Source organism: Ensifer sp. (genome assembly GCF_035999135.1).
Classification (GTDB): domain Bacteria; phylum Pseudomonadota; class Alphaproteobacteria; order Rhizobiales; family Rhizobiaceae; genus Ensifer.
In genome coordinates, this window is the sequence record NZ_DASYGZ010000048.1 from 1 (window position 1) to 10,921 (window position 10,921).

The 10,921-nt window shown below is 60.1% G+C and carries 7 protein-coding genes and 4 tRNA genes; 3 read left to right on the plus strand and 8 right to left on the minus strand.

Going from position 1 to position 10,921, the window contains the following annotated elements:
* Positions 1–16 precede the first annotated feature (16 nt).
* The 3 genes from VGO12_RS05020 (at position 17) to recJ (ending at position 4,669) form a co-directional block, all read left to right on the plus strand.
* A complete protein-coding gene (locus tag VGO12_RS05020; protein WP_327511627.1) occupies positions 17–1,234 on the plus strand; it encodes an LL-diaminopimelate aminotransferase in 1,218 nt (405 codons plus the stop codon).
* Between the two features lie 88 nt (positions 1,235–1,322).
* Positions 1,323–2,645: a homoserine dehydrogenase gene (locus VGO12_RS05025; protein WP_327511628.1), complete on the plus strand. Its 1,323-nt coding sequence runs from the start codon at positions 1,323–1,325 to the stop codon at positions 2,643–2,645.
* Between the two features lie 221 nt (positions 2,646–2,866).
* The gene (gene recJ, locus VGO12_RS05030; protein WP_327511629.1) at positions 2,867–4,669 is read left to right on the plus strand and encodes a single-stranded-DNA-specific exonuclease RecJ; all 1,803 of its coding nucleotides are present in this window, start codon (positions 2,867–2,869) and stop codon (positions 4,667–4,669) included.
* 54 nt (positions 4,670–4,723) lie between these two features.
* On the opposite strand, the gene VGO12_RS05035 is transcribed toward recJ, so the two are convergent.
* The 8 genes from VGO12_RS05035 to VGO12_RS05070 all read right to left on the minus strand — a co-directional run bounded on the left by VGO12_RS05035 (position 4,724) and on the right by VGO12_RS05070 (position 10,851).
* Positions 4,724–5,197 (minus strand): GNAT family N-acetyltransferase, encoded by a 474-nt coding sequence (locus VGO12_RS05035; protein WP_327511630.1) that lies wholly within the window; start codon positions 5,195–5,197, stop codon positions 4,724–4,726.
* A gap of 220 nt (positions 5,198–5,417) precedes the next feature.
* Complete coding sequence (locus VGO12_RS05040; protein ID WP_327511631.1) at positions 5,418–7,331, minus strand: nucleotide-binding protein; 1,914 nt, start codon at positions 7,329–7,331, stop codon at positions 5,418–5,420.
* 372 nt (positions 7,332–7,703) lie between these two features.
* A tRNA-Glu gene (locus VGO12_RS05045) sits at positions 7,704–7,778 on the minus strand.
* A 142-nt stretch (positions 7,779–7,920) separates the two neighbouring features.
* Positions 7,921–7,995 (minus strand) — tRNA-Glu (locus tag VGO12_RS05050).
* Between the two features lie 187 nt (positions 7,996–8,182).
* A tRNA-Glu gene (locus VGO12_RS05055) sits at positions 8,183–8,257 on the minus strand.
* A gap of 199 nt (positions 8,258–8,456) precedes the next feature.
* Positions 8,457–8,531, minus strand: a tRNA-Glu gene (locus tag VGO12_RS05060).
* Between the two features lie 143 nt (positions 8,532–8,674).
* Complete coding sequence (locus VGO12_RS05065) at positions 8,675–10,012, minus strand: D-Ala-D-Ala carboxypeptidase family metallohydrolase (RefSeq protein WP_327511632.1); 1,338 nt, start codon at positions 10,010–10,012, stop codon at positions 8,675–8,677.
* A 398-nt stretch (positions 10,013–10,410) separates the two neighbouring features.
* The gene (locus VGO12_RS05070; protein WP_327511633.1) at positions 10,411–10,851 is read right to left on the minus strand and encodes a VOC family protein; all 441 of its coding nucleotides are present in this window, start codon (positions 10,849–10,851) and stop codon (positions 10,411–10,413) included.
* Positions 10,852–10,921: the final 70 nt, after the last annotated feature.

Sequence of the window (10,921 nt, forward strand, 5' to 3'; positions counted from 1 at the left end):
CAAACGAGGTTTGGAGATGGAAGAGTTTCACAAAGTCCGGCGTTTGCCGCCCTATGTTTTCGAACAGGTCAACCGTTTGAAAGCAAGCGCGCGAGCGGCCGGTGCTGACATCATCGACCTCGGCATGGGCAATCCGGATCTTCCCACACCACAGTCGATTGTCGACAAGCTCTGCGAGGCCGTTCAGGACCCGCGCACGCATCGTTATTCGTCTTCGAAGGGCATTCCCGGGCTGCGTCGTGCCCAGGCCGCCTATTACGCCCGTCGCTTCGGCGTCAAGTTGAACCCGGATACCCAGGTCGTCGCTACCCTTGGCTCCAAGGAAGGCTTCGCCAACATGGCGCAGGCGATCACCGCACCTGGCGACGTGATCCTGTGCCCGAACCCCACCTATCCGATCCATGCCTTCGGCTTCCTGATGGCCGGCGGCGTCATCCGCTCGATCTCGGTCGAGCCGGACGAAACCTTCTTCGGGCCGCTGGAACGCGCGGTGCGCCACTCGATCCCGAAGCCGCTGGCGCTGATCCTCAACTATCCGTCGAACCCGACGGCGCAGGTCGCGACGCTTGATTTCTACAAGGACGTGATCGCCTTCGCAAAGAAGCACGACATCATCGTGCTTTCGGACCTCGCCTATTCGGAAATCTACTTCAACGACGCCCCGCCGCCGTCGGTGCTCGAAGTGCCGGGCGCAATCGACTGCACGGTCGAGTTCACCTCGATGTCGAAGACCTTTTCGATGCCCGGCTGGCGCATGGGCTTTGCCGTGGGCAACGAGCGGCTGATCGCAGCGCTGACCCGCGTGAAGTCCTACCTCGACTACGGCGCGTTTACGCCGATCCAGGTGGCGGCCACCCAGGCGCTCAACGGCGACGGCAGCGACATTGCCGAGGTTCGCAACATCTACAGGCGCCGCCGCGACGTCATGGTCGACAGCTTCGGCAAGGCCGGTTTCGAAGTGCCGCCGCCAGCAGCGACGATGTTCGCCTGGGCGAAGATCCCCGAGAAGTTCCGGCATCTGGGCTCGCTCGAGTTCTCCAAGCTGCTGGTCGAAAAGGCGGATGTCGCGGTTGCTCCGGGTATCGGTTTCGGCGAGCAGGGTGACGACTATGTCCGTCTTGCCTTGGTCGAGAACGAGCACCGCATCCGCCAGGCAGCGCGCAACATCAAGAAATTCCTGTCGACCGCCGACGAGACGATGCACAACGTCATCTCGCTCAACGCGCACAGGTAAGAAGTCGGGAGGCGTGCTCGACGCGCGCCTCCTTTCACAACGGCGCCGCGGTTCTCGCGGATCGCCCTCTACATGTTAGGAAATGGCTATGGCAGATGCCCTCAAAATCGGCATTGCGGGCTTGGGTACCGTCGGTGCCTCGCTCGTGCGGATCCTTCAGGATCGTCACGAGATGCTTGCGACAACGTGCGGACGGGCAATCGAGACCACGGCCGTCACCGCGCGCGACCGCAACCGCGATCGCGGCGTCGATCTTTCCGCTGTCGCCTGGTTCGACGATGCCGTTTCTCTGGCGCGCGACGCAGACATCGACGTGTTCGTCGAGCTGATGGGCGGATCGGGCGACCCGGCCTTTTCGGCCGTCAAGGCAGCGCTTGAACGCGGTATCCATGTGGTGACTGCCAACAAGGCACTGCTGGCAGCCCACGGCGTCGAGCTTGCCAGGATCGCCGAAGAGAAGGGCGCGCTGCTCAACTACGAAGCAGCCGTTGCCGGTGGCATCCCCGTGATCAAGGCTCTGCGTGAGTCCATGACCGGCAACACGATCTCGCGCGTCTACGGGATCATGAACGGCACCTGCAACTACATCCTGACGAAGATGGAGAAGGAACAGCTTTCCTTCGAAGCCTGCCTCAAGGAAGCCCAGCGTCTCGGATATGCCGAGGCTGACCCTGCCTTCGACATCGAGGGCAACGACACCGCCCACAAGCTTTCGATCCTGACGAGCCTTGCGTTCGGCACCGCGATCGCTGCCGACGACATTTACCTCGAGGGCATCACCAACATTTCGATCGACGACATCCATGCGGCGGCCGATCTTGGCTATCGCATCAAGCTCCTGGGTGTTGCCCAGCGCACCGAAAGCGGCATCGAGCAGCGCGTCCACCCGACGATGGTTCCCTATGACAGCGTGATTGCGCAGGTCGACGGCGTGACCAACGCGGTTGCGATCGAATCCGACATTCTCGGCGAGCTGCTGATGGTCGGACCCGGTGCCGGCGGCAATGCAACGGCATCCGCCGTCCTCGGTGATATCGCCGACATCGCCAAGAGCCGCCCTGGCGCCCAGCACGTCCCGGCCTTCGGTCGTCCGACCAAGGCGCTGCTTCCCTACAAGCGCGCCCAGATCCAGAGCCATGAAGGCGGCTATTTCATCCGCCTGAAGGTCGTCGATCGCACCGGCGTCTTTGCCAGCATCGCGACCCGCATGGCCGAAAACAGCATCTCGCTGGAATCGATCATGCAGCACTCCAAGCAACTGATGGAGAGCGGCGAGCCGCAGACGATCATCCTGGTCACCCACGCGACCTCGGAACACTCCGTGCGCGATGCGATCAAGGCGATCAAGGGCGAGGGATATCTCGTCGGCGAACCACAGGTCATCCGGATCGAGCGTCCGAAGGCAAGCTGAGGACGGCCGCGCGCGGCCGGTTCCGAAACAGCGATCGACCCATTTTGAGCCCCGCCGCGCCTATGTGCCGGCGGGGCTCTTGCCTTTTTTGCGTCGCCGGAGCAATTCGCGGTCGCGAAAACCCTGCAAGACGTGGATCTCTGTGCACGCCGCCCCAAAAACGGTCACGATTTCCAGGGTTATGCGCTAAGAACGGTTAATTGCGGGGCGGATGGGCGAGCATGGAAGAATTGGTGGATCCGATACAGCGGGCCTTTCTGGGCGTCGAGCAATCGGTCAGCGGCCAGCGCTGGATCTCGAGATTGGACCAGGCGGGCCAGAACCGGGCGCTCGCGATCAGTCAGATCCATGGATATTCCGATATTCTTGGTCGGGTGCTCGCCGGTCGTGGCGTCGCGCTCGATGATGCCGCACGTTTTCTCGACCCGACGCTTCGCTCACTGATGCCCGATCCCGACACGCTCACCGATTGCCGCAAGGCGGCCGGTCGGCTGGCCGACGCCATCAAGCGGCGCGAGAAGGTGGTGGTCTTCGGCGACTACGATGTCGACGGCGCGGCCTCATCGGCCCTGATGGCACGGTTCCTGCGCCATTTCGGCATCGAGGCGGAAATCTATATCCCCGACCGGATCTTCGAGGGCTACGGGCCGAATCCGGCGGCAATCGAGCAGTTGATCGACAGGGGCGCCGATCTGATCGTCACCGTCGATTGCGGCTCGACGAGCCACGATTCGCTGGCGGTCGCGGCGACGCGCGGTGTCGATGTCGTCGTTATCGACCACCACCAGGTGGGAGCCTCGCTGCCGGCCTGTCATGCGCTCGTCAATCCCAACCGCGAGGACGATCTTTCCGGGCAGGGACATCTCTGTGCCGCCGGTGTCGTCTATCTGGTTCTCGTCAACACGCTCCGGGTTCTGCGCGGTGCCGGCGATGCCCGCGTCTCATCCTTCGATCTGCTGGCGCAGCTCGATCTGGTGGCGCTTGCGACCGTCTGCGATGTCGTGCCGCTGAAGGGGCTCAATCGCGCCTATGTGGTCAAAGGGCTGATCGCGGCGCGTCACATGGGCAATGTCGGGCTGGCAGCGCTCCTGCGCAAGGCGGCGATCGGCGGTCCGGTCACGCCCTACCATCTCGGCTTTCTCGTCGGCCCGAGAATCAACGCCGGCGGCCGCATTGGCGACGCGGCACTCGGCAGCCGGCTGCTGGCGATGGATGACGCGACGGTGGCCGAGACGATCGCCGCACAGCTCGATGAACTCAACCGTGACCGGCAGGCGATGGAGGCGGCGATGCTGGCCGAGGCCGAAGCTGAAGTCCTGGCGGAATACGGAACGGGCGAGGGCGCCTCGGTGATCGTCACGGCGCGCGAAAACTGGCATCCGGGCATCGTCGGGCTGCTCGCCGCCCGCATCAAGGAAAAGTTCCGCCGGCCGACCTTTGCGATCACCTTCGACCCGAACGGAAGGGGCACCGGTTCCGGCCGCTCGATCAACGGCTTCGACATGGGAAAGATGGTCCGTGCCGCCGTGGACGGTGGCCTGCTGGTCAAGGGCGGCGGTCACGCGATGGCCGCTGGCCTCACGGTCGAGCGCGCCAAGCTCGGCAAGCTCAGGCAGTTCTTCGAGGAACGCGCCGAGACTGCCGTGCGCGAGCTCGTCGCCGTCCAGACGCTCAAGGTCGATGGGGCGCTCGCCGCATCCGGCGCGACGCTCGCGCTGATCGACCTCCTCGAACAGGCTGGCCCCTATGGTTCCGCCCATCCGCAGCCCGTCTTCGCCTTCCCGCAGCACCGGCTGCGCGACAGCCGGCAGGTTGGCGCCAACCACGTCAAGGTGACGCTCGAAGGCCAGGACGGCAGCCGGCTTGATGGCATTGCGTTCCGGGCGACCGAAACACCGCTCGGTGATTTCCTGCTGTCGAGCCGTGGGACGTCCATCCACGTCGCGGGATCGGTGTCAGCCGATCTGTGGCAGGGCCAGCGACGGGTGCAGCTGCGTGTCACGGATGCGGCAAAGGCGTTTTGATGGTCAGGCAACACGTCGGTACCTAGCCGCAAGTCGCGGCGCCCAGATGCGGGCTTATCGAGGGCCGGTGTCGCCCGCTGAACCGATAGCGAAGAGGTTCAATCCGGAAACATCGCTCTCGAATTGCTCGAAGCCGCGGGCAAGGTAATAAGGCGAGTTTTCAGGGCTGGCACAGAGATAGCAGGTCCCGTGCCCCAATTCAGAAGCCTCCTGTCGAGCCGCTGCCATGAGGGTGGCAGCGATCGCTTGTCGTCGTGTATGCGCTTCGACCCAAAGTGCTGCAATCCATGGCGCAAACTGCGGGCGTTCGTCGAGGTCACTCTCGACGACAAAAACTGACCCCAGGTAAAGGCCCTGGCTGTGAGCCACGAGGGCAAACGGGATGCCGTTTCCCTCAATCATCGGATCGAGGTGAGCGCGATACTCTTCCAAGGACACGTCAGTGTCCGTCCACCACGCATTCCAGGCGCGGTCGGCAATTGTGTCTGCCCAATGCGGGCAGGTCTTCAGGTTGGAAATTTCGATCATGAAAACTCAAGCGATTCAACGGTGGGGAGACCATAGCCAATCCGAAAGAATGGACAAGCGAGGGTAGTGTGCCGATAGATGCAGCGGGAACGAGGAGGTCGACATCGGAGGCGTCAGCACTTGCTGCCAGATGCCATTGCAGGCGAACTGAGATGAAAAGAGCAGTGGCGCGCCCAGCGGGACTGAATAAATCTAATAATTTCAGATGCTTGTTATTGGTTTAGCCAGTCGCTTGGCCATCTATTTCCGATCGCCCTTCCAAGAGATCTGTTTGCTTCCGCCATGAAACGGCGCTCTCTTCGTGCCCAATCTCAATGCCGTCGACGCAGCGGCCCGTTTCGTCGATTTGCAGCAGAAGCTTCCTTCTGAGATCGATAGAGCCGAGCAAGCTATTCACGTTCTTGGCGTATTCTACAACTAGGGTTCCTTCGAAGGCATTCCCGAATCTCACGAGACTGACCGTTACCCGTGACCTTTCTCGTCCTCGAGAAGGAGTGAGGCCGAACAAAGGGACCTGTGAAGTCGGCTTTTCAAGCTCAATTTGGCCCGTGTACTTCCCGTCGACAGACTGAAATTCGATTCGCCCGAAGGGCGTCTCCCAGAAGCCCTCAAGCTCTGGCCCTGAAGCTAACAATGCTGCGTCGCCTATTTCGCGCCGGATAACGTGCTGTTTTTTCGCGGTGATTTCCGCCGCTCTAAGTGACTCTTCTTCAGCCTTTTTAGCGTCTTTTATGGCTGAAAGTACCCCTACGACGTTCTCATGGTGGCCCTTTTGGGCGACAGCGACTTGGGCGTGCTTCTGGGCCTCATCATGAAACCCGGCATTCATCAGCTTATATGCTAAGTTGCCTTCCGAAATTGTTTCACCCAATTCTGAGGCGCGTTGATAAGATCGGGTGGCCATTCCCTCTAGACCGAGTTTAGCGTAGCTAACGCCGAGGTTGTTCCATGCCATTCCTGAACGTTCATCACGAGGTATGTTAGTGTAATGCCACATAGACAAGTTGAGGCTGCCATCCTCATCATAACGTCTAGCAAGCTCAAATCTATGTGACGAATCTTCAGGTCGTAAGTTCGTATATAACTCAGAGATCGCCTTTGTTATCTCTGGGAAATCACCCGCCTGCGAGACTGCTTTCATCGCGTACACCAAGGCGCATCGGTCTTCATGATTTGTCTGCGGTATCGTCAGAAGCAGATCTCTCATAAGTCTTGCTTCTGCAGACCCCAGATCTACGGCAGAGCGGATCGCATCACTCACCGTTTTCATGTCTTTTGCCGCGCGTGCATTCGCAAGGTGGCACGATATGGCTCCTGCTTCATCGCCGTAATGTTTCAACGCAAACGCTAAGTATCGCTTCAGCCGAGAGTTTTCGGGGTAAGCAGCTTCATTAGCTCTGACAAGGGCAAGGTTTCCCGGTTGTCCGACCCACATATGAGTGATTTCGCTAGATGATTGCCATTCGGCGAGTGTTTCGGGAGAACTCGCCAACGATGATGCCTCAAAAGCCGCGCTAATTGCGGCCGCTGATTCAGTATCCTTCTTGATTTTAGCTAGGAAATACTCACGTTCATAATCTTGGGCGGTCCACGTCGGCAACGGCTGTAGGGTCTCACTTGGGCGGTTCTCGGGCTGGCTGGGAGCGTCCTCCGCTTCCTGAACGTCTCTTGCAGGCCTGTGAATCGATCCCATCTGCTTAATGACATTGCGGATGTTGTTACATGCGGGGCCCAGCGCTGCTTCAAGATTGACGTTCTCCGGGGCGTAGGTTTCTGGGTAGATGCCATTTAGGTCCGAAGGAAGGTGAAGGGTGGTGTCGCGTGGGCTGATCAGGAACGTTCGCTTGCGACCCAAGCGCCCGATAAACAGTCCAAGTTCAAAGATGACGTTGTCCCGCACCGTGGAGACTGTCTGGTCTCGAATAACCGTCATGTCGTCGGGCGCGCAGATGAAGACTGCGAAGTCAGCCTTGTCCAAGTGGGATTCGAGCGCCTCTAATGGAAAATGAGAAGGCGGGAAAATGCCCTGTGTCCAAATTGCTGACAATGCATCACGGTCCAGCGACGCTTGGACAGCGCGTGCAACGTCCAAGCTTTCGACCGATGAGCCGATGAAAAGCGTTGGTTTGGTCATGCAGGCCTTCCGATGAAATGGTGTTCAGGAACGGGTGAGGACGATACCCCTTGGCTGCGCGCCCTTTTCGTGTGGGATCGTCTCGTGAGCCGCGTCACGGCGTCTCACGTGAGCTGATGCTGCTTGGCTTTACGACCGTACAGTAAGACGAGAAATAGGGACCTGGCTCTTGATCTTCGCTCATGGCGGGAAGATATGCGTCTATGCGCGCCCTGACAACAAGTCATCAAATCGGTCGCTCACTTTCATCAAAGGGAGTCGAGAATTCAATATCGATCCCGATGTGGCACGACGCGGTCCGTCAAAATTCGAGAACAGCTACCCAACTGCGCTGGCTAACGGTTTTGATAGGCTGCTATTTTAATTGAATCGTGGCACGCCCAACGGGAATCGAACCCGTGTTGCCGCCGTGAGAGGGCGGCGTCCTGACCGCTAGACGATGGGCGCCTCGGCATCTGATTGAGCGCAGGTGATTTCCCGCGCATTCCAGGCATCTTATGCCGGCTCAGCGAAAACGACGAATAAAATCGACGAGCTGCCGTCAGGAGCCAGCGAAAGGATCTGCGATGTCGGGGGAGGTTCAACACAGTGGCACGCCCTAGGGGAGTCGAACCCCTCTTCCCAGAATGAAAATCTGGTGTCCTAACCGATAGACGAAGGGCGCACGCGCTGTGTGGGGGCCTTATAGCCAGCACATTTTCAGATCGCAAGCGCCAAGCTGCAGATTTTTTGTGATTTTCGCGAGAAATTTTGCTCGCTGACCGAAATGGATCGGAACATGCAGAAATGCCCGCAAATCGCTGTTTCAGCTACTCAAAAGACGATTAGATTTTTTGGGAGGTTCAACACAGTGGCACGCCCTAGGGGAGTCGAACCCCTCTTCCCAGAATGAAAATCTGGTGTCCTAACCGATAGACGAAGGGCGCACGCGCTGTGTGGGCGCCTTATAGCCAGCGCATTTTCAGATCGCAAGCGCCGATTTCGGATTTCTTGTCGTTTTCCTGTTGGAAACTTCAAGAATAATCGATCTCCCCGCGATCGGGCGCAGGCGAACGATAAACGCGCCAAGTTGCTGTTCCGTCTATCGAAAACCGATGATTTTGGGGGAGGTGAGGTTCAACACAGTGGCACGCCCTAGGGGAGTCGAACCCCTCTTCCCAGAATGAAAATCTGGTGTCCTAACCGATAGACGAAGGGCGCACTCGCTGTGTGGCCGCCTTATAGCCAGACGATTTCAGAACCGCAAGCGGCAATTTCATATTTCTGTAAAAAATCCACAGAGGCAGGAAACCGGCGATGGAGCTTGCCGAATAACCCGTCGAATCAAGGGGTTGACCTCGACCTCAGCCTTTGCTGCGCCGGCAGCGCCAGTTCCAGTCGCGCTGCGCGCCAATGTCGATGTGCACGGATTCGGTGTGGCAATAGGTGCCGACGCCGCCGCGGCCGGGAACACTGCGCAGGAACTCGGCAAGATCCCACTTGCTGACGCCCTCCACCTGGATGTCCGCCGCCTCGCAGCGCGTGTGCAGCGACTGCTTGGCACGGTTGACCTTGATCGGTCTGAGGCCGGAGGTCACCATGACCTGCTTGCCGTAATGGGTTTCCACCTTTTTCAGCATCTGCATGAGTTCGGGCTTGAAGCAGCCGGCCTCGACCTTTTCCGTCTGCATGATGAGCCCGCTTGGCGCCAGGCGCGCCAGGCCCGACAGGGAAGCGACCTGAACCGGTGCGTCGTCTTCGCCGCCGAGATGCTCTTCGTGCTCGTAATTGTAGAGCGAATTCAGTTTGACGCCGGGAAGCGTATAGGCGAGCGATGCCGTTTGCGGCTGGCTCGCGTTGCTGGTCGTGATTGTCTTTTTTTCCGCCGGTTGGGCTGCGCGCAGCGCCTCCTGTTGCGGCTTTTCCTTGCGCTTTCCGGCAAACAGCGCGGCCAGTGTCCAGGTTTTCGGCGCTTCCTTGTCGCCGTCGCCCTGCTGGACTTCGGTTGACGGCTGCTGAGTATTTGCAATCACGTCGGCCGCCGCCGCGCTTTCGGCATTGGCGACGGCTTGCGGTTCGGACGATGTCTGGCCGCTTGCTGCGGCTTCAGCGCTAAGCGGCACCGGAACGGCCATGGGAACGACCGCATCCTGGGCAGGCGAGGGGGCATAGGCGGCGACTGCCGTATCCGCCGGAGCCGAGGTTGCCGTGTTTTCGGCGCCCTGCTGCGGCGTCATGATCGGCATGGGTTGCCGCTGCTTGCCGCTAAAGAGGCTGTTGGTGGTCGCGTTCATGGCCGGCTGGCCGGCGGGTTGCGGTACGGTACCCGTCGTTTGCGGCTGGGCGGTCGTCGCGGTCTGCGCGACCGGCGCCTGGCCGTAAATGCTGGATGACGCGGCGTTGAGGCCAGTGCTCTGCATGGTGAGTGGCTGTGCTTGCCCCGGGTCCTGCATGGTGCCGGAATTGGCGGCCTGTTGAGCCTGTGGATCGCTGCCGAGCGCAGATGCCTGCGCGTCCTGGGTGGTGCCTTCTGCCGTCGCAGGCTGCGCGGAGGCGGCCTGGCCCTCGACTTTAAGCGCGTTGGCTGCATCGCCGTCGGCGACCGCCGACATGCATCCGCTCAGCGCCAGCAGCGAAACAGATAGAGCTGCCGCCCGCGCGATGCTGGCGAGCACCGCGCCCTTCGTGTCCGGATGTTGCAACGTCCTATCCCCGCTCTCCGTGCATGACGGGCGAAGCCTTCGCCTTGGTCATGCATTAAGTTTCAGCTCCGAAACATCGCTCAGAACAAACAAACGCACAGTCTCGCGGCAATTCGAGTGAACGCCACGGGAGAAGATCAGGCCAAGTACAAAAGGGGGTCGTCGCCACGAGACATCGCGGACAGGACCCGGCATCAACGTTTCGCGCGAAAAAATACTCAACGATACGCAATTTGTAAACCGGCGCTAACCTTGAGCCCGCATGTTTCCGGCATGCAAAGGCCCGGATCGACCAGGCCCTGATCATTCACGGTTGCTGCAGATCGACGGCTCGGACATGCCAGCCGGGAAGTTCCGGCCGCATGAAGCCATCCTCGTCGCTCAGAATTGCGCGGGGCTTACCATGCGCCAGTATTGGCCATCGAGGCCCAGGGTTCCTGTGGCGGGCGGTTTTCGCCCTTCTGCAAGATCTCGATCGAAATGCCGTCCGGCGAACGGACGAAGGCCATGTGGCCGTCGCGCGGGGGGCGGTTGATGGTGACGCCGTTGTCCATCAGGTGCTGGCAGAAGCCGTAGATATCGTCGACTTCATAGGCGAGGTGACCGAAGTTGCGCCCGCCGGTATAGTCTTCCGTATCCCAGTTGTAGGTGAGTTCGAGGCAAGGCGACAGTTCGCCGCGCGCGCGATCAAGATCGCCGGGGGCCGCCAGAAACACCAGCGTGAACCGGCCCTTTTCGTTCTCGTAGCGGCGGATTTCCGTAAGCCCAAACACCGTGCAGTAGAACTTCAAGGCCTCGTCCAGATTCTTGACGCGAACCATCGTGTGCAGATAGCGCATTGCATTGTCCCTGTTTTGCAGAAGATGGCGTATAGTGGGCTGTCAGCAAGCCAGAGGCAAGGCTGCGTCC

What these genes read in the sequence shown, in the direction of transcription:
- recJ (WP_327511629.1), top strand. Translation starts at nt 2,867, where the DNA reads ATGGAAGAATTGGTGGATCCGATACAGCGGGCCTTTCTGGGCGTCGAG.
- VGO12_RS05070 (WP_327511633.1), bottom strand. Translation starts at nt 10,851, where the DNA reads ATGCGCTATCTGCACACGATGGTTCGCGTCAAGAATCTGGACGAGGCC.
- VGO12_RS05020 (WP_327511627.1), top strand. Translation starts at nt 17, where the DNA reads ATGGAAGAGTTTCACAAAGTCCGGCGTTTGCCGCCCTATGTTTTCGAA.
- VGO12_RS05035 (WP_327511630.1), bottom strand. Translation starts at nt 5,197, where the DNA reads ATGATCGAAATTTCCAACCTGAAGACCTGCCCGCATTGGGCAGACACA.
- VGO12_RS05040 (WP_327511631.1), bottom strand. Translation starts at nt 7,331, where the DNA reads ATGACCAAACCAACGCTTTTCATCGGCTCATCGGTCGAAAGCTTGGAC.
- VGO12_RS05025 (WP_327511628.1), top strand. Translation starts at nt 1,323, where the DNA reads ATGGCAGATGCCCTCAAAATCGGCATTGCGGGCTTGGGTACCGTCGGT.